The organism is Paraglaciecola sp. 2405UD69-4 (assembly GCF_047525415.1).
Lineage (GTDB): Bacteria > Pseudomonadota > Gammaproteobacteria > Enterobacterales > Alteromonadaceae > Paraglaciecola.
Genome location: NZ_JBLIXM010000002.1, coordinates 272,925 through 299,834 on the forward strand (window position 1 = coordinate 272,925; position 26,910 = coordinate 299,834).

At 38.5% G+C, this 26,910-nt stretch carries 25 protein-coding genes; 11 read left to right on the plus strand and 14 right to left on the minus strand.

Features of this window, described 5'->3' with window-relative positions:
• Positions 1-19: 19 nt before the first annotated feature.
• From ACMUMK_RS07765 to ACMUMK_RS07795, 7 genes are all read right to left on the minus strand, one after another.
• On the minus strand, positions 20-661 hold the full coding sequence (locus ACMUMK_RS07765; protein WP_414700561.1) for a LysE family transporter: 642 nt from the start codon (positions 659-661) through the stop codon (positions 20-22).
• Position 662: 1 nt separating this feature from the next.
• A complete protein-coding gene (cobB, locus tag ACMUMK_RS07770; RefSeq protein WP_414700562.1) occupies positions 663-1,403 on the minus strand; it encodes a Sir2 family NAD+-dependent deacetylase in 741 nt (246 codons plus the stop codon).
• 85 nt (positions 1,404-1,488) lie between these two features.
• A complete protein-coding gene (locus ACMUMK_RS07775) occupies positions 1,489-2,136 on the minus strand; it encodes a TetR/AcrR family transcriptional regulator (protein ID WP_414700563.1) in 648 nt (215 codons plus the stop codon).
• A 52-nt stretch (positions 2,137-2,188) separates the two neighbouring features.
• Positions 2,189-4,381 (minus strand): malate synthase G, encoded by a 2,193-nt coding sequence (locus ACMUMK_RS07780; RefSeq protein WP_414700564.1) that lies wholly within the window; start codon positions 4,379-4,381, stop codon positions 2,189-2,191.
• 61 nt (positions 4,382-4,442) lie between these two features.
• Positions 4,443-4,943 (minus strand): ureidoglycolate lyase, encoded by a 501-nt coding sequence (locus tag ACMUMK_RS07785; RefSeq protein ID WP_414700565.1) that lies wholly within the window; start codon positions 4,941-4,943, stop codon positions 4,443-4,445.
• A gap of 20 nt (positions 4,944-4,963) precedes the next feature.
• Positions 4,964-6,010: an allantoicase gene (gene alc / locus ACMUMK_RS07790; RefSeq protein WP_414700566.1), complete on the minus strand. Its 1,047-nt coding sequence runs from the start codon at positions 6,008-6,010 to the stop codon at positions 4,964-4,966.
• A 192-nt stretch (positions 6,011-6,202) separates the two neighbouring features.
• Positions 6,203-7,186, minus strand: coding sequence for an NAD(P)H-quinone oxidoreductase (locus ACMUMK_RS07795; RefSeq protein ID WP_414700567.1), 984 nt, complete (start codon positions 7,184-7,186; stop codon positions 6,203-6,205).
• 80 nt (positions 7,187-7,266) lie between these two features.
• Between ACMUMK_RS07795 and ACMUMK_RS07800 the strand changes: the two genes are divergently transcribed.
• Positions 7,267-8,454: a class I SAM-dependent rRNA methyltransferase gene (locus tag ACMUMK_RS07800; protein WP_414700568.1), complete on the plus strand. Its 1,188-nt coding sequence runs from the start codon at positions 7,267-7,269 to the stop codon at positions 8,452-8,454.
• Between the two features lie 48 nt (positions 8,455-8,502).
• On the opposite strand, the gene ACMUMK_RS07805 is transcribed toward ACMUMK_RS07800, so the two are convergent.
• Positions 8,503-8,805: a PilZ domain-containing protein gene (locus ACMUMK_RS07805; protein ID WP_414700569.1), complete on the minus strand. Its 303-nt coding sequence runs from the start codon at positions 8,803-8,805 to the stop codon at positions 8,503-8,505.
• 84 nt (positions 8,806-8,889) lie between these two features.
• Positions 8,890-12,798 carry an ATP-dependent RNA helicase HrpA gene (hrpA, locus tag ACMUMK_RS07810; protein WP_414700570.1) on the minus strand — a complete coding sequence of 1,303 codons (3,909 nt, stop codon included), beginning with the start codon at positions 12,796-12,798 and terminating at the stop codon, positions 8,890-8,892.
• Positions 12,799-13,102: 304 nt separating this feature from the next.
• On the opposite strand from hrpA, the gene sbcB reads away from it, so the two are divergent.
• Positions 13,103-14,533 carry an exodeoxyribonuclease I gene (sbcB, locus tag ACMUMK_RS07815; RefSeq protein ID WP_414700571.1) on the plus strand — a complete coding sequence of 477 codons (1,431 nt, stop codon included), beginning with the start codon at positions 13,103-13,105 and terminating at the stop codon, positions 14,531-14,533.
• Between the two features lie 120 nt (positions 14,534-14,653).
• Entirely contained in the window at positions 14,654-16,309 is a 1,656-nt protein-coding gene (locus ACMUMK_RS07820) for a DUF342 domain-containing protein (RefSeq protein ID WP_414700572.1), read from the plus strand.
• Between the two features lie 53 nt (positions 16,310-16,362).
• Here ACMUMK_RS07820 and ACMUMK_RS07825 read toward each other — a convergent pair whose 3' ends face one another.
• Positions 16,363-17,124, minus strand: a complete 762-nt coding sequence (locus tag ACMUMK_RS07825; protein WP_414700573.1) for a methyltransferase domain-containing protein — start codon at positions 17,122-17,124, stop codon at positions 16,363-16,365.
• 16 nt (positions 17,125-17,140) lie between these two features.
• Entirely contained in the window at positions 17,141-17,902 is a 762-nt protein-coding gene (locus tag ACMUMK_RS07830; RefSeq protein ID WP_414700574.1) for a Nif3-like dinuclear metal center hexameric protein, read from the minus strand.
• Positions 17,903-18,029: 127 nt separating this feature from the next.
• On the opposite strand from ACMUMK_RS07830, the gene ACMUMK_RS07835 reads away from it, so the two are divergent.
• From ACMUMK_RS07835 to ACMUMK_RS07870, 8 genes are all read left to right on the plus strand, one after another.
• Positions 18,030-18,338, plus strand: coding sequence for a hypothetical protein (locus tag ACMUMK_RS07835; RefSeq protein ID WP_414700575.1), 309 nt, complete (start codon positions 18,030-18,032; stop codon positions 18,336-18,338).
• 171 nt (positions 18,339-18,509) lie between these two features.
• Positions 18,510-19,730: a pyridoxal phosphate-dependent aminotransferase gene (locus tag ACMUMK_RS07840; protein WP_414700576.1), complete on the plus strand. Its 1,221-nt coding sequence runs from the start codon at positions 18,510-18,512 to the stop codon at positions 19,728-19,730.
• Positions 19,731-19,732: 2 nt separating this feature from the next.
• On the plus strand, positions 19,733-20,344 hold the full coding sequence (gene yfbR, locus ACMUMK_RS07845; RefSeq protein ID WP_414700577.1) for a 5'-deoxynucleotidase: 612 nt from the start codon (positions 19,733-19,735) through the stop codon (positions 20,342-20,344).
• Positions 20,345-20,454: 110 nt separating this feature from the next.
• The gene (locus ACMUMK_RS07850; protein ID WP_414700578.1) at positions 20,455-21,780 is read left to right on the plus strand and encodes an anti-phage deoxyguanosine triphosphatase; all 1,326 of its coding nucleotides are present in this window, start codon (positions 20,455-20,457) and stop codon (positions 21,778-21,780) included.
• Positions 21,781-21,879: 99 nt separating this feature from the next.
• On the plus strand, positions 21,880-22,884 hold the full coding sequence (msrP, locus tag ACMUMK_RS07855) for a protein-methionine-sulfoxide reductase catalytic subunit MsrP (protein WP_414700579.1): 1,005 nt from the start codon (positions 21,880-21,882) through the stop codon (positions 22,882-22,884).
• Positions 22,885-23,487, plus strand: a complete 603-nt coding sequence (locus tag ACMUMK_RS07860; RefSeq protein WP_414700580.1) for a protein-methionine-sulfoxide reductase heme-binding subunit MsrQ — start codon at positions 22,885-22,887, stop codon at positions 23,485-23,487. It begins immediately after the preceding gene.
• A gap of 102 nt (positions 23,488-23,589) precedes the next feature.
• Entirely contained in the window at positions 23,590-23,970 is a 381-nt protein-coding gene (locus tag ACMUMK_RS07865) for a hypothetical protein (protein ID WP_414700581.1), read from the plus strand.
• 91 nt (positions 23,971-24,061) lie between these two features.
• Complete coding sequence (locus ACMUMK_RS07870) at positions 24,062-24,541, plus strand: YchJ family protein (protein WP_414700582.1); 480 nt, start codon at positions 24,062-24,064, stop codon at positions 24,539-24,541.
• A 48-nt stretch (positions 24,542-24,589) separates the two neighbouring features.
• Here the strand turns inward: ACMUMK_RS07870 and ACMUMK_RS07875 are convergent, their stop codons facing one another.
• From ACMUMK_RS07875 to tmk, 3 genes are read right to left on the minus strand one after another with little or no spacing between them, the layout of a single operon-like run.
• Positions 24,590-25,363 carry a TatD family hydrolase gene (locus ACMUMK_RS07875; protein ID WP_414700583.1) on the minus strand — a complete coding sequence of 258 codons (774 nt, stop codon included), beginning with the start codon at positions 25,361-25,363 and terminating at the stop codon, positions 24,590-24,592.
• A 21-nt stretch (positions 25,364-25,384) separates the two neighbouring features.
• A complete protein-coding gene (gene holB, locus ACMUMK_RS07880) occupies positions 25,385-26,272 on the minus strand; it encodes a DNA polymerase III subunit delta' (RefSeq protein ID WP_414700584.1) in 888 nt (295 codons plus the stop codon).
• Positions 26,273-26,902, minus strand: a complete 630-nt coding sequence (tmk, locus tag ACMUMK_RS07885; protein WP_414700585.1) for a dTMP kinase — start codon at positions 26,900-26,902, stop codon at positions 26,273-26,275.
• Between the last annotated feature and the right edge of the window lie 8 nt (positions 26,903-26,910).

Sequence of the window (26,910 nt, forward strand, 5' to 3'; positions counted from 1 at the left end):
AGAAAAAACAACTTTATTATCAGGGTATAATTAAACTAATCGCTAATAGAATTAGCACCGCTCCCATCACACGGTCAAACCAATAACCTTTTGCACCAATAAAAGCTCGCACCTTATCAGAGCTTAAAATAATAGATAAAAAACAAAACCAAAGACTGGTGGCTAGCGCCAAATATAATCCATACCCCAATTTAACAAGGTTAGGCGTATCGGCTGACACTACCACAGCAAAAATGGACAAAAAGAACAAGGTTGCCTTTGGGTTAAGCCCATTGGTTAAAAAACCAATCATAAATGCTTTTTTATCAGATATGACCACAGATGTAGCCAAGCTATCCGTTGTAGTTTGGTTAGAAGGAGCTTTACTGCGAATAGCACCAAACCCTATATAAAATAGGTAGGCTGCAGCCACATAGCTAATAAGTTTAAACAGATCTGGATTGGCTTTTATTAGCAAACCAATGCCTAATAAGGAGTATGCTACATGAACTAATATTCCCACACCCACGCCTACACTAGTGATTAAAGCCAAGCGGCGTCCATATCGAATGCTATGCTTTAAAACAACCGCGAAATCTGGACCTGGGCTTGCAACAGCAAGAATGTGAACACTAGCAATAGTTAAAAACTCAACCCAGTAATTTTCTACATACTCAAACAACTCAACAACCTTTTAATAACTGTTCGACAAACTCATCAACAACCCTTGATGCCGAACCATAGTGTTTTTCTGCAAACCTAGTAACCCCTTCACTTGGCTCTAAATTTAGCTCAACACTATGTACTTGATAATGATTCGCTAAATTAACGAAGCCTGCCGCAGGATAAACAGTTCCTGAGGTCCCAATTGATACGAATAAATCTGCTTCCATTAATAATGATTCAATGCGCTCCATATGTTTTGGTATTTCTCCAAACCAAACAATGTCTGGCCGCATTTTGCTGCTAGGTTGACAACAACTACAGCGACTAGTGCCATCTATATTGCTAAAGGTTTCTACATTTTTTTGTGACTGCAAACACCTTGCCGATAACAAACTGCCATGCATATGTAACACATTGTTACTGCCAGCCCTTTGATGCAAATTATCTACGTTTTGTGTGACTATCCATAAATTATCAGCAAGCTTAGCTTCTAACTTTGCCAAAGCATAATGGGCGGCGTTAGGTTTAACTTCGGGGCTTAATAGCTGTTGACGCCTTTCATTGTAAAAGCGATAAACCAGACTAGGTTTCTGCTCGAACCCTTCTGGTGTGGCGACTGCTTCAACAGCATGGTTTTCCCATAAACCATTGTTATCTCGAAATGTTTTTAAGCCAGACTCGGCTGAAATACCTGCACCAGTGAGCACCACAACTTTTAAAGTGGCTATATCTTCTGGCAGCTGAAAATTCGTTAACATAGAAAAATGTGGACTTAGCTAAATGAATACCGCGCGCATTATCCTTTTAAATGGATTGGCTGGCTAGCAAAAGTTACCCTTGCTATTAAAGGGGGTTAATTCCACAGCCTTTTAATACAATATGAGTAATAGACGCGACGATACTTTCAAAATGTTGTTCGCTTAGGCTGTCAACATTTAAAGCCGCCACTACCTGAACATTAAAATCGGCATAGTGTTGGGTGGCCCCCCAAATTAAGAACAATAGGTGATAAGGGTTGATATCGTCCATCAAGCCCTTACTAATCCAAGTCTCTATCACTTTTACTTTTTGCTCTAACCACAGTGTAAACTCTGAGGATAAATATGACTTGAGCGCGTCAGCGCCGTGGATAATTTCACTAGCAAAAATCCGTGAGCCTTCAGGATCATCCATAGAATATCTGACCTTGGAACGTATATAGCTAGACAGTGCGACTTTAGGATCATCAAAGTCGTTAAAGGAGTCAAAGTTTCTGTTCCAATTCGTGACTATGTCCGTTAATAAAACTTTGTACAGCTCTTCTTTATTTGCAAAATAATAATGAATATTCGCTCTTGGAATATTAGCGCGTTCTGCAATACGTTTAATAGAAGCGCCTTTAAAACCGAAAGTAACGAACTCTTTTTTGGCAGCGTTTAAGATGATAGTCACCTTCTTTTTACGAACGCTCCCGATATCTTCTGTACTTTGGCTGGTAATATTAACGGTCATAATACTGTTTGGGCTTGGTAATGAATCAATTAATATTCATTACCAGCACTTTCTAACCTAATTGCAGTTTCGCTTTTAATTCTTTACGTTTTTGATGCAGTAAAGGCTCTGTATAACCGCTTGGTTGTTCTTTCCCCTTAAAAATCAAATCTATTGCTCCTTGAAAGGCAATACTTGCATCAAAATCATCTGCCATAGGAATATAGATAGTATCACCAGCGTTTTGTTCATCAACAATGACGGCCATTTTCTTGAGGCTCGCCATTACCTGCTCTTCTGTTAACAGGCCATGCTCTAACCAGTTACAAATATGTTGGCTGGATATCCTTAAGGTTGCCCTATCTTCCATACGACCTACATTGTCAATATCAGGAACTTTAGAGCAGCCTACTCCTTGATCAACCCAGCGAACCACATAGCCTAGTAACCCTTGAACATTATTATCTAACTCATGCTGTTTTTCTGTATCAGTTAAGCTACTTGGATGAGTTAATAACGGAATAGTCAACAAGGCATCTAACTGATCGTCTGTTTGAGCATCCAAAGACGCTATTAATGTGTCTTGAACTTGGGCAACATTAACTTGGTGATAATGCATCACGTGAAGCGTGGCAGCAGTTGGTGAAGGAACCCAAGCACAACTCGCACCTGATTTAGGGTGGCCAATTTTAGCTTCCATCATAGCGGCCATTTCATCTGGTATAGCCCACATACCTTTTCCAATTTGTGCTTTGCCTTTTAATCCTGCACTTAGGCCAATCAAAACGTTACGGCTTTCGTATGCAGATATCCATGCTTCGTTTTTCATTAACTCTTTGCGGGCCATAGGGCCTGCTAGCATAGAGGTGTGAATTTCATCTCCGGTACGGTCCAAGAATCCAGTATTTATAAAGGCCACCCGACTACTAGCTGCACGGATACATTCTTTCAAATTAGCGGATGTGCGGCGCTCTTCATCCATAATACCCATTTTAATGGTGTTCGCAGCCAATCCGAGTTTAGCTTCTATGGTACTAAACAAGGCATCGGTAAAAGCCACCTCTTCAGGGCCATGCATTTTAGGTTTAACAATATAAATGCTTTTCTGTTTAGAGTTCACATATTGTGAAGAGCCATATAAATCATGAAGGGATATCAAAGTGGTGATAAGCCCATCTAATATTCCTTCAGGAACTTCTTCACCTGTACTGGTTAAGACCGTATCAGTTGTCATTAAATGTCCAACGTTGCGGATAAACTGTAAACTACGTCCCGGAAGAACTAAGGTTTCAGCCTCTGGGGTTAGGTATTCACGGTCTGGATTAAGAGATCTAACAATCTCTTTACCACCTTTAACCAATTTTTCAGTTAAATCGCCTTTCATTAAGCCAAGCCAGTTACGATAAACTGCTGTTTTATCAGCACCATCAACTGCCGCTATAGAATCTTCACAATCTTGGATAGTACTTAATGCTGACTCTAAAACTATGTCTTTAACGTTTGCTAAATCTGTTTTACCAATTGGACTTAGTGCATCTATTTGAATTTCAATATGTAGGCCATTGTTTTTACATAAAATAGCACTAGGTTGGTTTAGGTCACCTTTATAACCCACAAACTGTGTTGCATCTTTCAAAGTGCCTTTAGCGCCTGATGCTAGCTCTACTACTAATTGTTTTTCCTCAATTAGGTAGCGGGTTACGTCATTATGACTTGCACTTTGTAATGGAATACTTTCATCCAGAAACTGCCGTCCATAGGCGACAACTTTAGCGCCTCTGATTGGGTCATAACCTTTATTTTCAGTTTCATGCTCATCCACTATTATGTCTGAGCCATATAAAGCATCATACAAACTGCCCCACCTAGCATTAGCTGCATTTAGAGCAAATCTTGCATTCATCAAAGGCACAACTAACTGTGGTCCTGAAATTAATGCCACCTCAGGATCTACATTGTCTGTGGTTATTTTGAAATCTTCACCTTGAGGTACTAAGTACCCTATTTCTTCTAAAAACGATTTATAAGACTCGTGATTTAACGGTTTATTTTGAGGCGCTACATGCCAAGCATCAATTTGTTTTTGCAGATGTTCTCGAGTCTCAAGTAAGGCTTTATTTTTCGGAGTAAACTCGTCTAATACATCGGCAAGTGATCGCCAGAAGCTTTGACTCTCGATATTTAAACCAGGAAGCACCTCTTCATTTACCAACTTATGCAAACATGCAGCAACTTGATAGCCGTGTTCAATCACTCGTTCATTCATTATTTGTTTTCCTGTATTTCTAAGTACATTATAAATTTGTGTTATTTAGTAGAAGTTGGCATTACCAAGGCTCAACCACTATTGAGCCATCTAAGGTAACCACATCACAGTTGTCGCCTTCACCACCCCTATCGACAACCAAAAAGTCACTGACTTGGGTTAGTGCTAGGCAGTAGTGATGCCAAGTCCCTTTATGGTAATTCACCCCTTGGTCAGCTCTGGCTAAAAACACTTCAATTTTACTGGTATCTAGCTCACCTTTTGGTGCGACAACCACTAAATAGGGAGCCGTTCCCATAGGTACAAATGCTTGGCTAGACAAAGGATGCCTTTCCATCATTTTTATCGCTATGGGTTGCGCTAAGGGCGTTGACCTAAAAATATTAATTAAGGTTCGTCCGTTGTTCTCATTTACATCAACCTCTGCCAAATCATGATACCTTTGGGTATACCCATCATTAATACTGAAATTAGTCACTTGTGAACTTACTTCAATCACGTCACCGAAAGCTGCAAAGCTCTCACGGGTTAATGCTTTAGGTTTTACTAAGATATTGTCCATTTAATTGAGCCTTAGGTAAATTACGCTGCTGGTGTGCCAAAAACTCTCATGCGAGATATCCCACCATCTGGGAAAATACTCAAGCGTACGTGTGAGAATGACTGACTTGATTGAGTAAGAATCTCTTCGATAAATAAATGCTCCCTGTGAGCATATAATTTAGTTTTAGGGATAATAGTTTGCCATTCAACGGTTTGATTGATGAAATCATCACTGTCTGTATTGGTGGCCTCTAGCATAAAGGTGTCTGGGAAATTTCCTTTAAAGTGACAGGTATCTATCAATACTTTTTGAATATTCCCCGGCACTGCTAGCTTAACAATTGACCAGTCTGGTCCTGGATCACGTCTGCGTTTAGTTTCCCAACCGTCACCCATATCTTTGCCACGTCCGGGCATAATTAAATTATTTTTGTCACTGAAAAACATATCGCTAACAAGTAATGCTTTGGCGCCATTTTTAATGTATGCCAAGTCAATGAGTTCCCCAGTTACAAACTGTTTCCAATTTACATCTGCTTCACCATACACACGAAGTCTAGCGACGCCGCCATCAGGGAATATATTAAGGCGCACATGGGTCCAAGAGTCTGTATTATTTATTTCAAATAAGTTCTGACTGTGGGCTGCTACATCACTTTGTTCTAATATGGTAACCCAAGTGGTAGATTCATCTGGCTGCGTGTCACTTTTACAGGCTTCAACTGAAACACTTTGAGGCGCGTTACCTCTAAAGTAATTGGTATCTATATCAAAGCCTTTAATTTTTCCTGGAATACCTAATCGAATGATACACCAGTCAAATTCTCGACCATTGTCCCGTCCGTAGCTGCGTCTAGATTCCCAGCCGTCCATCCACTTTCCGCGCTCGGTATATTTATCATCAATAAATACACCGCGGCCTGGTTTCAGTAAGTTTTCCATCTCTGCAAAAAAATCATCACTACAAGATAGGGTTTCGCCACCTACTCGCTCACTGACCAAATCGACAAAATGGGTCTTTAATTTCAATTCTAATGCAGCCCCTTTTTCATCTAAGGTATTTTGTGCTTGAGTATCTTTAATCATTTACGATTTCCTAGGCGGTTATTAAGAGTATGTTTCTCAAAAGCTCTTTATCGAAAACAAGGAGCATATAAAAGTGAGTGGTTAGACTTGATTCATTGAAAAATCTAAAACCTGACACTTGTGTCAGGTTTGTATTCTAATCAATCTATTTGTTACTGTACAGCACAGCTAAGTACTTTTTGTTACCGGCCCCTACCAGCTAACGACTAACTTTCCTTTAGTATCATTATTTTCCATCCTTTGATGTGTTTTGGATACATCCGCGACTGAGTACTCGGTATCAATAATGGAAGTTAATGTGCCCTTTGAAAAACAATCCAAGTAATGGTCACTGAATTTTTGCACAAGCTGAGACTTGTATGCATCGCTTCTGTTTCTCAAGGTAGAGCCCTTGATACTGGCCCTTTTCCCCAATAGCAGTGCCATATCTAATTTGTCTGCGTAACGCCCCGCTAACATAGCTAGATATAATATGGCCCCATCTTGATTTAATAGTTTTAGATTACGATTTAGATAGTCGCCGCCAATAAAATCTACGACTAAATCACAACCACTCCACCTGTTTTTTACTTCTGTTAGAAAATCTTGTTCTTTGTAATTTATAAGAAGATCTGCACCTAATTTCTGACATAAGGCTAGCTTATCGGTACTTGATGCTGTGGTGGCCACTGCACAATCATGTGCTTTAGCAAGTTGAATGGCTGCAAGACCTACTCCGCTGGCACCTGCATGTATTAATACTTTTTGTTGCTCAAGTAGTTGTGACTCTAAGAAAAGAGCTTGATATGCCGTTAAAAAGCATTCCGCAATTCCAGCCGCCTCCGCTAAGCTGATATTACTAGGCACACCCATTAAGTGCTCAGTATTAACTAAAACATATTCAGCGTAGCCGCCACCTGCCACTAAACCAAATACCTTGTCTCCGATATTAAAGTTCACACTTTTTACTTGGGTATCATGAATGGCGACAACTTCACCGCTGACTTCTAACCCTAATATTTTACTTTCATTAGCAGGAGCGGGATATTTGCCTTGCCTTTGCAAAGTATCGGCTCTGTTGATACCAAAATATGCCACTTTTACTAAAACGTGATTAGCCTTTAATTCAGGTATCGGTGTTTCTGATATAGTCAAAGATTCTGGAAGTCCACCTTCTACATGGTGTATAAATTTCATAAAACTAGCCTGCCTTTTAGGTTTTGCATCCTATTGCCCTGATGTACAATCACGGCAAATTTTTTAAGTGAAGTTATCCTATGCCATCCAGCGTCATTTTACAGCCAGGTCGAGAAAAATCTTTGTTACGCCGTCACCCTTGGATTTTCTCAAGAGCTATTGAAAAAACCATAGGGAGAACAAACAGTGGAGATACAGTTGATGTGTTTTCACATAATGGTGACTGGTTGGGCCGTGGTGCTTGGTCACCAGAATCACAGATCCAAGTAAGAATATGGACCTTCGAAAAAGACGAGACCATAGATAATGGTTTTTTCCAGAGGCGCATAGCCACAGCACAAAGCTCCAGAGAAGATTTAATTGATAGGCATGGATTAACTGGATACAGATTAATAGCAGCAGAATCAGACGGATTACCAGGCATTACTATAGATAAGTACGCTAACGTTTTGGTTTGTCAGTTACTATCTGCAGGCGCAGAAAAACACCGAAGCAAAGTGGTGTGGGCCTTAACCAAGCAATTTCCAGATTGTGCTATTTACGAAAGAAGTGATGTGGCTGTGCGTAAAAAAGAAGGCTTAGAGCTGGTCACGCAAGTTTTGCATGGCGATGTACCTGATGAGATAACGATTGAAGAAAATAATGTAAAAATCCTCGTTAACGTAAAAGAAGGTCACAAAACTGGTTTTTATTTAGACCAAAGAGATAACCGCGCCATTGCGGCCAAGTATGCTAAAGGCAAAGAGGTACTAAATTGTTTTTGTTACACCGGTACCTTTGGTAGTTACGCCTTAAAAAACGGCGCTAAGTCAGTTACCAATTTAGATGTCTCCGATTTAGCTTTAGCAACAGCAAAAAGAAATGTAGAGATTAATGGCCTAGATACTGGCACAAGTGAATTTTTGAATTTAGATGTGTTTCAAGCACTTCGAGACTTTAAGCAACAAGGTAGAACTTTTGATGAAATCATATTAGATCCACCTAAGTTTGTTGACTCTAAAGGCTCTCTTAACCGTGCTTGTCGAGGTTATAAAGATATCAACATGTTAGCGATGCAAATAATGCGACCAGGGGGGATTTTATGTACTTTCAGCTGTTCAGGGTTATTGTCCTTTGATTTGTTTCAGAAAGTCGTAGCGGACGCAGCTTTAGACGCTGGAAGAAGTGTACAAATTATTGAACGCTTGGGGCAAGCCGCTGATCATCCCGTGTCGACTAATTACCCTGAAGGCTTTTATTTGAAAGGCCTTGTTTGTAAAGTGCTATAAACCCAAAGGTCTAATTTAGTGGCCATTGGCCACTAAACTTGGGTGTGTCTATTTCATTTCTAGAATTTCTACCCCTAGGGTACAGGTATTATCTGAACTCGACTCACACCAGACAACTTTAGTATCTGCCGTTAATGACGGTATTTGAGCATTGGTAGACTCAATATACACATTGATTAATGTTCCAATTTCAACTGAGCTTTCTTCTAACTCAAATGACATACCAGTAGCACTAATATCCTTACAAACTCCTTGAATAGAGCGTGACGACTCTTCGTCAACAATTTTTAGATCGCAAATTGAATTCACCATCATTCTAAAAAAATTGCGTTTATCATCGTATCCTAACATCCCATACCTCTTGCTGTTTAATCTACTCCCTCTTTTTATAGGGTGCTTAGATTATAAAGTCAACGATTGTTACTTATACTTAGACTAAAGAGAGTCTAAGTAAGTCATTATCCTCTTAACTGAGATAGGTGTTGCGGTACCTAATTGCTGCGCAAAAAAGGATACATGTAATTCTTGTAGCAGCCACCTCACCTCTTTTAATTCACTTGGTATGGGCTGATTGGCTGGTATTTGGTTGCATTTATTTTTATATGCCAATTCAACTTTTTCGATATTTAATTGATGCAATTTATCTTTAGTAGGATCAATAGGTAATTTTTCTAAACGCTTGGCTATCCCTTTTATATAACGTTGCCAATCATCTAGTTTTGCGGCACTCACATCTGCTACAAAGCCCTTATAGACTAAGCTATCTAATTGCGCCTTTATGTGACCATGGGCATATATTAAGTTAAGGGGGACATTACCTTTCATTTTTTTCTTAATATCATGGGCAATGGTTAATCCAACCTCTACCTTTTTTGCAACGTCCAACACCTGCTCGTTGATATCTTGACGGATAAGCTCTGATACTTTTTGAAAATGTTCTTTGTCTCGGACGTCTGTATTGTTCTGTAAACAATAACTTTCAATCATCTTATCTACGGCGGCATCTATACAATCGTCTATGAGGGATTTAATTTGTCCAAAGGGATTGAAATACAAACCAAGCTTAGCCTTGTTAGGAAGTTTATCCTGCAGGTATTTAACGGGAGACGGGATCGATAAAATAATTAACCTTCGCAATCCAATTTTGTGAGAGGCTTCAGCGATGCTTGCTTGTTCAAAAAGTTTTACAGCTACTGTTTTTCCTTCGTTAACTAACGCAGGATACGCCTTTATTTCATAGCCGGAATTTTTATTGATAAACTCTTTGGGTATATTCTCAAGGCTCCATTCAGTTAGCCCTGACTGTTCAACTTCAGGCGTGGCGACTTGCTGCAAGTTCTCTTTAACCTTAGATTTAAGTTGATGCTGGAGCTTTAATAAATCTCTACCTTGTGCAATCAAGTTTCCTTTGTTATCCAAAACCTTAATGTTGAATATTAAATGGGCTGGGAGCTTATCTAATGGCCACTGTGCTACGTCAACTTCTACCCCTGTCATACGTTTTAGTTTTAAAGACAAAGTTGGCAAAAAGGCTTGTACTTCACCTTTTTTATTTACTTGTTGCATATCAGCAATACAAGCATCTGCATAGTTAGGTGCTGGCACAAAGTTTTTACGTATCGATTTAGGTAAACCTTTAATTAACGCCACTATAAGCTCATGTCTTAATCCGGGTATTAACCAATCAAGTCCCTGTGTACTTACTTGATTTAGCAGCGCTAGTGGCACCATAAGACTTACGCCATCATCAATATCTTTGGGGTCAAAATGATAATCTAACCCTAAGGTGAGGTTATTTTGCTTAAAAGTTTCAGGGAATGAATACCCATCAATATGATTAGTCGTTTTCTTTAATAAACTATTAGGGTCAAAGTTGAGTAATTCAGGAGTAGTAGCAGAAGTCTTTTTCCACCATTTTTTAAAACTCGCTTCTGAACATACATAGTCAGGGAGTTTGTCTGCGTAAAACCCTATTAGTGTTTCTTCATCAACTAATAAATCTCGCCTACGGCTTTTATCTTCGAGATCTTCAACATTTTCAATTACCTTTTGATTGTGACTCAGAAAAGTAAACTTCATGTTACTTTCCATATTCACTAAGGCTTCTCTAATAAATATTTCTCTGCTAACTACCGGGTCAATTTGGCTATAGTTTTTTCGCCTTTGTGTGACTATGGTAAGTCCGTATAGGGTCACTTTTTCAAAGGCTTGAACTATGCCTTGCTTTTTAGACCAATGGGGCTCTGAGTACTCACTTTTTACTAAATGTTGCGCTAAAGGTTCTATCCAATCAGCTTCAATTTTTGCGGCGACACGACCAAATAAATGTGCCGTTTCAACCAATTCAGCGACCATGGTCCACTTAGGTTGTGATTTAGCTAACCCTGAGCCTGGAAAAATCATAAAGCGACTGTTTCTCGCCCCAAGGTATTCTCTATCCTTATCTTTTGTACCAATGTGAGATAACAAACCAGAAATAATGGCTTGATGTATAGATTGATAACTAGCCTCTTCCGAGCTAATGCCAAACCCAAGTTCGGCACAGGATTTTTTTAACTGACTAACAATATCTTGCCACTCTCGCATTCGCATAAAGTTAACAAAGTGTTTCTTGCACCAGTTACGTAACTGGTTAGACGATAAAGCTTGTTGTTGCTCTTTAAAAATCTGCCAGAGCTGAAAATAACCTAAGAAGTCAGACTCCTTGTTTGTAAAGTCTTCGTGCTTTTGATCAGCCTGCTGTTGTTTATCTTGTGGTCTCTCTCTTGGATCTTGGATACTTAACCCTGCCGCAATGATTTGAATTTCATGTAGACAGTTTAATTTGTCAGCTTCGATTACCATGCGGGCATATCTTGGGTCTATAGGTAGCTTAGCCAGTTGTTTCCCTTTTAAGGTCAGTCTTTGTCTGCCTTGTTTACTATCAATTGCCCCTAGTTCTTCTAGTAATTTAAAACCATCATTAATACTTCTAGAATCAGGTGGTTGTACAAACGGAAAAGCATCTATCTTTCCAAAGTTTAAGGACATCATTTGTAAAATAACTGAGGCTAGATTGGTTCTTAAGATTTCGGGGTCAGTAAATAAATCTCTATTTAGGTAGTCTTCTTCAGAATACAAGCGAATACAAATACCATTAGAGACACGTCCACAGCGCCCTGCCCTTTGGTTGGCAGAAGCTTGGGATATTGCTTCAATAGGTAAACGCTGAACTTTACTTCTGACACTATATCTTGAAATCCTTGCGGTTCCGGGATCTATTACATACTTAATGCCAGGTACAGTTAAAGATGTTTCGGCAACGTTTGTCGCTAATACAATTCTGCGCCCAGAGTGAGCGGCAAATACTTTATTTTGTTCTGCGTTACTTAATCGGGCGTACAAAGGTAACACTTCAGTATGACGATATTGACGCTTAGTTAAAGCATCAGCCGTATCTCGAATTTCTCGCTCTCCGCTTAAAAACACTAAGATATCGCCGGGCTTTTCTGTGATTAACTCATCTACAGCTTCTGTAATCGCTTGTATTTGATCATAATCACCTTGGTCTGTTTCTTTGTAGCGAATTTCTACTGGAAAAGTTCTACCGCTAACCTCTATTACGGGGGCATTATCAAAATGCTTAGAAAATCGCTGGGGATCTATGGTAGCTGAGGTAATAATAAGTTTTAAATCTGGGCGTTTAGGCAGTAATTGCTTTAAGTAACCAAGAATAAAATCAATATTTAAGCTTCTTTCATGGGCTTCATCTATGATGATTGTATCGTATTGATTTAAAAACTTATCCTGCTGAATTTCTGCCAGTAAAATACCGTCTGTCATCAGTTTGATATAAGTATTATCGGATACTTGATCTGAAAACCTTATCTTAAAGCCCACATGATGCCCAAGAGGCGTTTTTAACTCATCCGCGATTCGGTTTGCTACCGTTCTTGCAGCTAAACGCCTAGGTTGAGTATGCCCAATTAACCCTTTAACCCCCCTGCCGAGCTCTAAACAAATTTTTGGAATTTGAGTGGTTTTACCTGAACCTGTTTCACCGGCAATAATAACGACTTGATTACAAGAAATAGCATCTGCGATTTCTTGCTTTTTTTCACTAACAGGTAACTCAGGATATGTGACTTTGGGACATTGACTCAGTCTTTGTTCAAACAGTAATTTTGACCTTTGCACATCCTCATTTAGCTTAAGTAAATAATCTTGTTGTTTATCTGCTGAAATTTTTGCACCACGATGTAACCGCGATAACAAACGAAATTTGTCTTTGGATAAACATGAAGAAATATCTTGAGATATCTGTTTAATACTTACTTGCTGAACTTTGATTGATTCGGAGGACAAAAATGATGCTCTACTGTTGGGTTAATAAACAATGCTTTTTGAAGCAGGGCTAGATCCTAGAAGAACAGCACCATAAATTCCAGCACATTATATTAGCCGAGCATAAAGGTGATCAAATTTTAGCGAGTTAGCAGAGATGAATAAGTGCAATCAACACTGGTTTTGGCAAAAATAATCAAGCAAAAGCGTACTCAAAGTTGGAACGCTTTGATTTACAATAAAAAATTTTATATCAAACAAGATAACGTTAGAATAGACAGTAAATGTAACCATCTTTGAACGACAAAATAACTAAGGTATGAACGTGAATTCAGCAAGTATCTATTGGCATGATTATGAAACTTGGGGAGCAAACCCTAAAAAGGATTTACCATGTCAATTTGCGGGAATAAGAACGGATTTGGATCTAAATATCATAGGTGATCCTCTTATGATATTTAGTCAAATTCCAAATGATTGTTTACCTCAGCCCCAAGCATGCTTGATCACTGGTATTACGCCGCAAAAGTCGATACAAAAAGGTACTTCAGAAAAAGAATTTATAGACAAGATATACGCTGAGTTTTCTAAACCTAATACCTGTGTTGCTGGTTATAACAATATTCGGTTCGATGATGAGATTACCCGGTATACTTTATATCGAAACTTTTATGACCCCTATGCACGTGAGTGGCAAAACGGAAATAGCCGATGGGATATTATCGACCTAGTTAGAGCTTGTTATGCATTAAGGCCTGAAGGGATAGAATGGCCAATAAATGACAAGGGCTTACCTAGCTTTAAGCTAGAAGACTTAACAAAAGCTAATGGTATTGAGCATCAGGATGCACACGATGCTATGTCTGATGTTTATGCCACAATTGCAATGGCAAAGTTAATTAAACAACACCACCCTAAACTTTTTAACTATGTGTTTGATTTAAGAAATAAACATAAAGTAATGGAGTTAATAAATTTAAACCAACTAACGCCACTTGTGCATATTTCTTCGAAAATCCCTTCAGAAAATGGCTGCTGTACTTGGATAGTACCTATTGGGATCCATCCACAAAATAAAAATGCCATTATTGTTCTTAATCTTGCCCTTGATCCAAGTCCGCTATTTGAACTAACGGCAAGGGAAATAAAAGAAAAACTATACACGCCATCTATCCTGTTAGCTGAAGGAGAACAAAGGCTACCTGTCAAACTAGTGCATATAAATAAATGTCCAATTTTAGCACCAGCAAAAACCTTAACGGCAGAAAACGCCGAGCGATTGAATATTGATAGACAAGGATGTTTGGATAATCTGCAAATCATAAAAAACAATGAATCTTTACTCGCTAAATTAACAGAGGTATATAGCGACGAGCATTCAGCGGAGAATGTAGACCCAGAGCACGCTTTATATTCTGGTGGCTTTTTTAGTCAAAACGATAAAAATTTAATGGAACAAATAGTAAAAGCCAAGGCCAGTGAACTAACAGATGTAGCCTTCCCTTTTGAAGATGAAAGACTACACACTTTACTATTTAGATATAAAGCCCGTAACTTTCCAGAAACCCTTACCGATGAAGAAGTACAAAAATGGCAGCGATTTAGAGAGTTTAAATTGTTTGATAATGATTCTGCAGCAAGTATAAAAATGCCTGAATATATGGTGCAGTTAGAAGAATTATATGCAAAGTATGTAAATCAACCTGATAAATTAGCTATTTTAAAATCCTTGCATGACTACGCAATAAAGTTATAAATAGTTTGCTAATTGCAGCCCTGTTTTCTAATGTAAGCTTGGCTAAGGTCGATATAGGCATTAACAACAATACTAAGAATCAACGTCTAAACAATTCGTAATAAGAGGTAAGGCGAGTCAATGCAAGGTGTAATATTAAAACTCGATGAAACAGGGATTTATTTAACAGTCATAATTACCCCGGATTTAGTAGACAAAAAATTAGATGTTCAAGCCATTTATGGATTACTAAAAAACAGCGAATTTAGCCAGTTTTTTATTCTCGAAGAGAACATTATTGATCTTATCGCCTCTTATAATACAGCTAAAAAGAATAACAATATGTCAGTTATTTCTGCTCATATTGCAGAGAAAAAAGACAATAAAATTGAATGTATCATTCCTGAAGACAAGCTCTCAGTCACGATAAAAATTACGTGTGGCTATGGCGACGCCCCGCCAAAACCTGCGTTATTAAAAAGACTCTTAGCCGACAATGGCATCAAGCGAGGAATAAGTATAAAACGCTTGAGAGCACTTATACGTGAATGCGCAACAGCAAAACCAGGAGAATCTCTGCAGAGCCTTGTAGCAAAAGGTTTACCTCCAAGAAAAGGGAAACCATCACAGTTTGTGCCACTCGTACCTAATGCACTTGAGAGACTGTTAGCGCCACAAGAAACTGGTGGCAAGCGTGTAGATATGCGTGATCTAGGGGCTATTATTTCTGTAAAAAAAGGGGCTGAAATTTTACGTAGAACGCCTCCTACAGATGGTAGAGATGGCTACTTTGTTACCGGGGAAGTTATAAAAGCAACACCAGGTGATTGGGTTAACTTTAGGATGGGCGATGGTACTGTAATGAGCGATCATGACGAAAACTTACTTATTGCAGATATCTCTGGAATGCCCAAATTTAAAGAGCAAAAAATGTGGGTAGATGATATTTATACCTGCAAAGGCGTGAACGTAGGCACGGGGAATGTCAATTATGATGGTTCGGTTTTAGTGAATGGAGATGTGACCGAAAAAATGGAGATAGTTGCCACCGGAGACGTCACCATCAACGGATTTATTGAATCTGCCACCATAAAAGCTGGTGGTGACATAATGATAACCGAAGGCGCAATGGGCAAGGTTAACGATGCAGCTACAGAGTATAGTAGTAAGCTCATTGCTAAAGGGAATATTTATGCACAGCATGGTCAAGGTTTAGATATACATTGCCAAGGAAACGTCAATATTGGAAGGCAAATCGCACACAGTAAAATATATTGTAAAGGTAAGGTAACCGTTGGTGCTGCAGACCTGCCAAAAGGTAATATATTTTCTTGTAATATTAGCTGCCAGGGAACAGTAACAGCCGGTACCTTTGGTGCAGTTTCAGGCAGTAGCTTAAACATAGACTTTAGTGAAGGCTTTGAACGTCTTTTAGAGCGTAACGCTACCCTTGAGGACTTACTAGAGCAATTAAAGCAAAATAACGGAAGACACAAAGAAAGAATGAATATTATTAATTCGAAGGTCATTCCTGTGGACATGCAGCAACGGGTAGAAGATGCCAACCAACTGTTTCAAAATGAGACCCAATTATTATATTGGCTAGAAAGTAAAGCCGCCGAAATATCAAAGGCGAAAAGTCACTATCAAACAAATATCCAAATTACAGCCAACAAACGAGTATACCCTGGGGTAACACTGCAATTTAATAATAAAACCTGGCGAGCAGATAAAGAGCTAGACCCTTCTCAAATCTCTTTTAAAGGCCATAAATGGCAGGTTAAATCAGTATCTTAAGGTAAAACAAGCTGAATGGTTTTATCTAAACAGCTAATTTAACGATTAAAAAGCTAGTGTTTTTGTGAGATCACTAAAAAGTACTTACCTAACCACAAATACGGTTCTTGACTACCATATTGAATTTCAAATGCTTTGAGCTCTGAATATAGACTAACCTGCTTATCAAGATCCTTTAAATAATCATGAAAACATCTAATGCCAGCCATTTGCAGAATATCTACAGGCAAAGTCTTTAAATGAGATAAAATATATTTTGGCTTTTGTGGGTTGTTGGGGCTTAACCGTACAATGTTTTTTTTCTTCATTCCTTGTTGTACATAATCAAAGTTACCGTATAGAAGATTACCGAAAAGTTGCGCATCATAATTAAAGAATGATAAAGACATATACCCATTATGTTTAGTTAGGCTAACTAGCTTATTAATGACCGGCAACGGCTCTTGTAACCACTCTAATACCGCATGACAGATGACTAAATCAAATTGCTGGGTATCGGGTAAAGATAAAATATCTCCGTGATGAATGGTTAAATTCTTGTGCTCCCCTAGGTTTTTTTTGGCCATTTGCAGCGCTTCAGAGGATATATCTGTCAAGGTTACCTTATGACCTAGCTTAAGCATTGCTTCGGTCATTTTACCAGTACCACCTCCTGCATCTAAAATTTCTAAAGGGGCCTTAACCCCTTCTACTTTGTCCTGTAAATAATAGAGTAATAACTCATGACGTAACTGACCTTTAGTTGAGCCGTAAATATTCTTATCAAACTTTGAGGCTAAATTATCAAAATTTTTGCCTACTGAAACATTTTCCATAAATACTTCTCTGTACCTAAGCTGGGTTATGGACATCAATAAAGGTAGTTTCGATACCTAATTGACTATTAATGTACTCACCTAATGCTTTTACGCCATACCTCTCAGTAGCATGGTGTCCGGCAGCGTAGAAATGTATGTTCATTTCACGTGCTATATGAATAGTTTGCTCTGACACCTCTCCAGTTATAAAGGCATCTATACCTAAATTGGCGGCTTGTTCTATATACCCTTGCCCACCGCCAGTACACCATGCAACTGTATTTATTTGTTGTTTAGTTGCGCTCTCGAATAAAGGCGTTTTAGAAAGACTTTTTTCAATCTTTTGATGCAAGGACTCAGGGCTAATAGGCTCAGCAAAACGTCCTTTCATGACGATGTTTTGCGGGCTGCAGTCTTCAATTGGCAGAACATCTATGATGTCTAAACGTTTTGCTAGCTGTGCATTATTACCTAAGGTTGGATGGGCATCTAAAGGCAAATGGTAGGCATACAAATTGATATCATTTTTTAACAGAGTACTAATTCTATTCTTTTTCATGCCAGTGATAGATGGAGCCTCGCCTTTCCAGAAATATCCATGATGGACAATTATTGCGTCTGCATCCACTTCTACGGCTTGGTCGATAAGCGCCTGAGAAGCAGTAACGCCGGTAACTATTTTTTTTATATTCGTTTTACCCTCTACCTGAAGTCCATTTGGACAAAAGTCTTTTATTTTTTCAGGAGAAAGTGTGGAATCTAAAAAGTTTAATAGTTCGATATTAGAGATATGCATGGAGTTTCTCGGGTTAAATTATGGTCTATATGATTGAATTTGCAGCAATATTAGACATTATAAATAAAACACGGTATAAAAGCCGACCATATTTTAATTTCATTATATATAAGGCAAAGACCTGACTATGAGTAAATTGGATAAAGACCAAGTAATCGCTGCATTTACAGAAGCCTACACTGCAACAAACGGAAAAGCTCCAACAATTGAAGCAAAAGGCGGTTGGTACAGCGTAGATGGCGGTAAGAACATGCGACTAGCTGCACTAAACGATTTAATATCTGAACTAGGTGCTTCAGATAAAGCACCAGTTGCTACAACAAAAGCAGCGAAGAAAAAAGTGACAGCGAAAACTAAATCATCTGGCTTCTCTGTTAAGTCATTTTATGCTGACAAAATTCAAGCAGCCAATGTAGGTGTAACACTTCCACGTTAATTTTATAACGTTTGAAAAGCCTCTGGTAGTATTTCTCAGTGGCTTTTTACGACTTTTATCTACAATAACTTGCCTTTTTTTATTTCATCTATATAAGCTATTAAATTAAAACCTAACAGCTGCATTACTGATGGTTTACTCTATCAGCAATCCCTAACTATTTGCTATTTCATGAAGTTAATTAATAAATCCAACAAATTAGAAAATGTTTGCTATGAAATTCGTGGTCCCATTTTAACCGAAGCCAAAAAGATGGAAGATGAAGGACACCGAATATTAAAATTGAATATTGGTAACCCTGCCCCATTTGGTTTTGAAGCTCCCGACGATATTTTAAAAGATGTTATCCATAACCTCCCTAGCGCACAGGGTTATTCAGATTCAAACGGCATTTATTCGGCCCGCGTTGCTGTCATGCAATATTATCAACAAAAGAATATTAAACAGGTCAAAGTGAATGATATTTTTTTGGGAAATGGTGTCAGTGAATTAATCGTTATGGCCATGCAAGGCTTGCTTAATAATGATGACCAAGTATTACTACCGGCGCCAGATTATCCTTTATGGACAGCTGCAGTTAGCTTGTCTTCGGGTAAGCCTGTTCATTACAAGTGTGATGAAAATAACGGATGGCAACCAGATATAGAAGATATACGCAGTAAAATAACAGACAAAACCAAAGCGATTGTTTTGATTAACCCTAACAACCCTACTGGGGCTGTTTATTCACTAGAAGTACTTGAGCAAGTCATAGCCTTAGCTCGTGAGTTTTCATTAGCTGTGATTAGTGATGAAATATATGACAAGATTCTTTACGACGACGCGAAACATCACTGCATTGCATCATTAGCTGATGACGTGTTTTTTATAACCCTCGGCGGATTATCAAAAAACTATCGTATAGCAGGGTTTCGAGTTGGATGGTTAGTCGTCAGCGGTAATAAAAGCATAGCCAGTGGCTATATAGAAGGCCTTAATATTTTATCGTCTATGCGTATGTGTGCCAACGTTCCAAGCCAACATGCTATTCAAACAGCTTTAGGTGGATACCAGAGTATCAACGAATTAATCAGTGAGGACGGTCGCTTAAAAGTTCAAAGAGACATGGCAACTGAAATGTTGAATGCCGTTGACGGCTTAGAATGTATTTTACCTATGGGTGCCATGTACTGCTTTGTAAAAGTAGATGCCGAAAAGTTTAATATCACAGATGATGAGCAAATGATTTTTGATTTGTTAAAAGCTGAAAAAATACTTTTAGTTCACGGCTCTGCCTTTAACCTCCATGAGGGCTGTTATTTTAGATTGGTATTTTTGCCCCATGTAGATATTTTAAAGCCAGCGTTAGAAGGTATCGCCAACTTCTTTAGAACCTACAAGCAGATAAATTAATAATGAGCCAGGTTAGTCCAAATAAAAGTCATTTCTTTGCTCATTTATCTCGCATGAAGCTAATAAACAGATGGCCTTTGATGCGCAATGTCCGTACTGAAAATGTTCAAGAGCACAGCTTACAGGTAGCCATGGTGGCCCATGCTCTTGCCCTAATTCGGAATAAATACTTTGATGGCCAGTTAGACCCCAATCAAGTAGCGACTATAGCGCTGTTTCATGATGTATCAGAGGTGATAACGGGTGATTTGCCAACACCTGTAAAGTATTCAAATCCTATTATTCGAGATGAATACAAAAAGATTGAAAAGCTTGCCGAAAAGAAATTAATCAATATGGCACCTGATGAGTTTCGTGAAGATTATGCCAAGCTTATTGATCATCATAACCACAGCGATGACGTTGCGTTTCTAGTAAAAGCTGCAGATGTCATTTGTGCCTATTTGAAAACGTTAGAAGAGTTATCTGCTGGCAATAAAGAATTTGGCCTAGCGAAAAAGCGTTTAGATAAAATGCTTAAGGATTATCACTCTCCAGAAGTGGATTATTTTATAAAAGCTTATGTACCAAGCTTTAGCCTTAGCTTGGATGAAATCACCCAAGAAGATATCTAATTTCTAGCATTGAGATCTGCTTTGACTTACATAGGCTTGCTTTGGGTATTTGATAAACAGCAAGTTAAGTAGTTTTAACATTCATATATTAGTTGGAGTTAGCAAACGTAATGGACATTTGGACAAATCGTAGACACGGTAAGAAGATTCATCGTGACGGTGATCATCGCACCCCATTCCAACGTGATAAAGCCCGTATATTGCATTCAGCTGCGTTTAGAAGGCTCCAAGCTAAGACGCAAGTACTGGGCGCAGGTATGAGTGATTTTTACCGTACCCGTTTAACTCATTCTTTAGAGGCCTCACAGATTGGACAAGGGATTGCCGCTCAACTATTTAACAAATACCCAGATCTCACCAACAGACTTAATTTAAACGACACCTTAATCGAAGCTTTATGCCTAGCTCATGATATAGGCCACCCTCCTTTTGGACACGGGGGTGAAGTAGCCCTTCACTATATGATGCGAGATTATGGAGGGTTTGAAGGAAATGGCCAAACATTTAGAATAGTCACTAAACTAGAGCCCTACACTGCAGCCCACGGTATGAACTTAAGTCGTCGAACTTTGCTAGGCTTAATAAAATATCCCAACTACTTAGATACATTACTAAACAAACCAAATACCGCAGTTTTTCACTCCCATAGAGAAGTTAAGGCCAGTGAATGGCATCCGCCTAAAGGATTGTATCAATGTGATAGTGTGTGGTTTGACTGGGTAATTGAAGCTTTTTCTAAAGAAGATAAAGATAGGTTTATTCAGTTTACACAAAACCATGATAAGCACCATAAAACCAAATATAAGTCTTTTGACTGTTCGATTATGGAACTAGCAGATGACATCGCTTACGGCATTCATGATCTTGAAGATGCCATTGTAATGGGCATAGTTAATAAACAGCAGTTTCACGAAGAGGTTGTGATACCAATTCAAGATATGCAAGACTCTTGGTTAAGTGAGAATATTCAAGGCTTGAGTGACAACCTTTTTAGTGAACAACATCATGAGCGTAAAAATGCCATTGGGGCATTAGTAAATTGTTTTGTTACCCATATAGAAATTAAAGAGTCCTGCCCTGAATTTGACCATGACTTACTTAAGTTCAATGCAGTATTTCCAAGTATCTATCAAGATGCACTGGGATTATTTAAGGGTTATGTGTTTAATCGAGTTATCCAAAAACCTGAAATACAGTTAATTGAATACAAGGGACAGCAAATCGTCATGGAGTTATTTCAAGCATTTGCATCGGATCCAGCTCGATTATTACCAGAAAACACACGAAAACGTTGGCTAGTTGAAAATGAGAATAACAATGGCCACAGAGTAATAGCTGATTATATATCAGGCATGACAGATGGCTTTGCTGCTAAGTTATATAGCAGTTTATTTCTTCCTTCTTCAAATGCTATTAATGAAAAATTTGGGCAATAATCCTATAAATCACGATGTGATAAAAATGTGATGTAATTTTTTTGGTATTTGGCTGTCTTATTTACTAACCACGTTATCTCAATCAGGTGAAAAAGTACTATGTTAATTCGCAGTCCCAAAAGCAGTCAATTAAGTGAAAACCAAGTCACTGACCAAAAGGTGTATAACAATCGCCGAGAAATACTAAAAGGGCTGGGCTATTTGGGTGCGGGCACATTACTTACATCAAATAGCGCGAATGCATTCGGTTTGTTTGGATCTGATGATAAACCTGAATTTCAAACCCAAGCGTTAAGTTTTAAAGAAAGTCCGCAACTTAAAGAACAAACTATTTTAACCCCAGAGCAAAAAGTTACGACCCATAATAATTTTTATGAATTTGGTACTGGAAAGTCTGATCCCGTTGAAGCTGCGAAACACTTTAAGGTAGACCCTTGGAAACTAACAATTGATGGACTGGTGGAAACCCCTGTAACCTTAGGTTACGAAGATCTCTACAGTGCTTTTGACCTAGAAGAACGTATTTATAGATTAAGGTGTGTTGAGGCCTGGTCTATGGTTATTCCTTGGATTGGTTTTCCATTACACAAACTATTGCAAAAAGCTAAGCCTTTAAGCTCTGCAAAATATGTGGCGTTTGAGACTTTATACGACCCACAGCAAATGCCAGGGCAAAAGCGTCGTTTCTCTGGTGGTGGACTCGATTATCCGTATGTTGAAGGCTTAAGATTAGACGAAGCAGCTCACCCTCTTACATTAATGTCTGTTGGGCTGTATGGGAAAACCCTCCCCCCACAAAATGGTGCCCCAATACGTCTAGTAGTTCCATGGAAGTATGGCTTTAAAAGTATTAAATCGGTTGTGTCTATACGCCTAACTGACAAAATGCCCGCCACCACCTGGAATAGGCTTGCTCCATCCGAATATGGCTTCTACGCAAATGTAAATCCAATGGTTGACCATCCTAGATGGAGTCAGGCAAGTGAGAGGAAAATTACCACAGGCAGCTTGTTTAATAGAAATAGAGTACCTACTCAGTTATTTAATGGATATGAAGAAGTTGCGCCACTTTATAAAGGTATGGATTTAGCTAGGTATATCTAAGTGCTTAAACTTAAAAAATACCAACTTAATTTGCTCCAAGTCATACTGCATATTGGAGCGTCTTTACCGCTGCTGTTTTTATATTATAAGGGGTTTACTGATCAGCTTGGTGCATCACCAGTAGAGGAGATCATTCATTTTACTGGTATTGGTGGGTTTAACCTGCTTTTACTTTCACTGATGATATCCCCTCTAGCTATAAAGCTTAAAATGGGGCAATTAATAAGACTTAGACGACCTGCAGGTTTATATGCATTTGTTTATGCATTATGCCATTTCCTAAGTTACCTAGCCTTCGATCTTCAATTTGAGTGGAACTTACTTTTCTCAGAAATCATTAAGCGTCCTTATATTTCAGTTGGGTTTCTGACTTTAATTTTACTAACGGTTTTAGCTGCCACCTCTACAAAATATATTCAAAGGCTTATGGGAAGGCGCTGGCAACTACTCCATAACTGGGTTTACCTTGCTCTATTAGGCGTGAGTCTGCATTACTTTTGGTCAGTTAAATCTGGAATAGCCCAACCACTTGTATATCTAGCACTGGCTGTAGTTCTACTTACATTTAGGCGCAAAAAATTAGGTAAATTTTTAAGAATGTAAGGCTTACTCAATAGATTATAAAAAAAACACTTGCATGTTTTTTTATACAGTAATACTGTATATCCAACCACTGTATATATAATCACTAAAATGAGTTTTATTATGGCTAACTTACATGCATTCACACCAGTAAAAAAAGTAATCTCTAGGTTACCTGTATCCACAGACAAAACGCAGGTATTCAATGAAGTAGATTTTGTATCTTCATTTAAATGGACCTATTTAATTGCTGACAATATTCAATTTACTGAAAAGCGCCCATATAGTATTAAACTCCCTAAACCCGATAGCAAAACACTCGTAAGCTGGATTGAAAAAATAGCGTTAGCACAACAGTGCGCTACCTTATTCGTTGAAGAGTTAGCACTGGATGAAGTTAACTATAAGCGCATTAAACAACTGTGTATGGACAATCAAGTAACCTTAGTTAACCTATTTCAACCCAATAGTACCCAAACTAATGTTGTTCAAGGTCCTTGGTAAAGGTTATAACTCATTTGCTGTACAAGTATTATTGACTAAGTAGTAACAGTTAGCCTAGGCTAGTTTACTTTTTTGAAAATGGGAAGTTTGAGTGGTTGAGGATAATAAAAACTGCTTTTGTTGTAGTCATATACCTTTTAAAAATTGCTGTCAGCCTATTATTGCAGGAAATAAAAAGGCAAAGAATGCAGAAGCTTTAATGAGATCCCGTTTTACTGCCTATGTATTGCAAAATTATTTATATATTTTACATACCTACGCCGAAGCTCAACGACAGCAGTTATCAATAAAAGAATTATCTTTAAGTGCTGAAGGCACGTGCTGGCTATCCCTTGATGTAATAAGTCACAGATATGAGGCAGAAACAGCCCAAGTAGAATTCAAAGCCTTCTATAGAGTTGATAATCATTTTTATGTCATGCATGAGCTATCAGACTTTGTTTTAGAAAATAACTGCTGGCGTTACACGACTGGTGAAATACTTAAAAGCTCTGGGGAGTTTACGCCAGAGCGCAACAGTCAGTGTTTATGTGGCAGTGGTAAAAAGTACAAAAAATGTTGTGCAAGTTAACAAAACATAGAAGCGCCCATGTTAATTAAGATGGGCTAAACTGCTAGTTTATGCTTGTTTGGCAATCGCAAATAAATCGTAAAAGTTTTTGGTGGTTGCTGCAGCTAATTCTTCAACACTTACCCCTTTAAGATTAGCAATAAACTCACCCACTTCTCTTACAAAACCCGGCTGATTGGGTTTACCTCTGTAGGGAACTGGCGCCAACCAAGGTGAGTCAGTTTCAATTAATAATTTATCCAGAGGAATTTTTTTCACAACCTCTTGTAGTTCTGTCGCCGTCTTAAAGGTCACAATACCAGATATTGAAATATACATACCTAACTCAATTGCCGCCTGCGCCATTTCCCAATTCTCAGTAAAACAATGCAGTACTCCTCGAGTTTGAGGTAATTTATGTTCTTTGAGTAAGTCAATGGTATCTTTACGGGCATCTCGTGTATGAATAATTAAGGGTTTATTCAGCGTGTTAGCCACTTTAATATGGTCGATAAAAGACGTTAACTGTACCTCTTTCGTTTCAGCACTATAAAAATAATCCAATCCAGTCTCACCAATTGCGACTACTTTTTCGTTAGCAGCGGTAGCAAGTAACTCATCATATGAACAGGCATCTTCTTGATGTAAAGGATGTACACCGCAGGATATAGACACATCTTCAAAACTAACGACAGTTTCTGCCATAGCTGGAAAGTCTTTAACAGATACTGACACACACAAAAAGTGCTCAACACCTCGGTTACGAGCAAACTGCAGAACCTCTGTTAGCTGTTCATGATTTTTATCTAATCTATCTAAATGACAATGTGAATCTACAAACACAAGTTTACCTATAAAAGTGATTTAATGGAGTGTTAATGTGTTAAAGCTAGTTAGTAGCTCTGCTAAAACTAAGGTTTTATTAACACCAGGGTTCTTAATTTTCTTCAACGCATCAGCGCACCGTAAATTCACATCCCACAAGTCATCTTGCGGTGTAGCCATATAAGATTGTTTAACCCAAACTTGTGACCATTTAATGGCTTTGTCGATATGGCTTTGCCAATCTGCAGCTAGTTGAATTGGGTTCACCCCGCCCGATATAACACCTTGTATGCCAGCTATAAAATCTTGGTAGCTAAAACTTTGTTCTTGCTGTAGCTCATCTAAGAGCGTTAACGGTCTACCTGTAAATAACAAAGCAAAATTTTCATCTAGCACACCAGAGTATTGACTTTGTACCCAGTTGAAGGTTTCTTGTAAGCTAGGAGAAGGCAATACCTGCTTCTCACAGCGGCTAATTATTGTTGGTAATATCCTTTCTGGCTTTTCAGTAATCAGTAAAATAAAAGTGTTATTTGTGGGCTCTTCTAAGGTTTTAAGCAGTGCATTTGCACTTGATTCTGTCATTGAATCAGCACCATATATAATTAACACCTTTGCCCCAGACATATGGGCAGTGTCCGCTAAATTTTTTATGGCTTCTCTTATTAAATCAACACCAATCTGTTTTTCAGACTCAATCTTATATAAATCTGGGTGGGTTTCTGAAGCATTTAGCTTGCAAGATTGACACTGGCCACAAATATTGTCCCCTTGCCTATTTTGACATAAAAGTAATTTTGCCAATGATAGTGCAAATACATCCTTACCAATACCATCTCCACCTTGCAGCAGTAATGCATGGTGTAATTTGTTATTCTGAATTCTTAAGCTTAACTGTGTGAATACAGCTTGCAACCAAGGATACATTTACTGCTCCATATACTGGGTAATGGCAGATTGTATGTCTTGATGCACGCCTTCTATACTTTGCATTGTATTAATGATCACACAATTCTTATCTTCATTAGCCAAGGCTAAATACCGCGCCCGGGTTCTTTCGAAAAAGCTTAGATGTTCTTGTTCAATCCTATCAAGCTCCCCACGCCCCCGAGCCCTATTTAGTCCTTCTTCAGGATCGACATCTAGATACAAAGTGAAATCGGGCCTAAAATCCTTCAAAGTGATTGTACGAAGAGCTTCTATCATTTCTATGTCAATTTGCCTCCCTCCACCTTGATATGCCTGAGAGGACATATCGTGCCTATCCCCTAAGACCCAGTTTCCTTGCTCTAAATTGGGTAATATTATGTTTTGAACTAATTGAGCTCTCGCGGCATACATCAGTAGCAACTCAGCTTCAATTGTAACTTTTTCGGTTGGCCAATTACCCTTAACACATTCTCTGATTGCTTCAGCCATAGGTGTTCCACCTGGCTCTCTAGTATTAACCAAAGAGTGACCCGCATTTTTAATAAGCTCAGACACTATGCTTACGGCAGTACTTTTTCCTGCACCTTCTAAGCCCTCAATAACAATAAACTTGCCCAATGTTTGCAATTCTTATT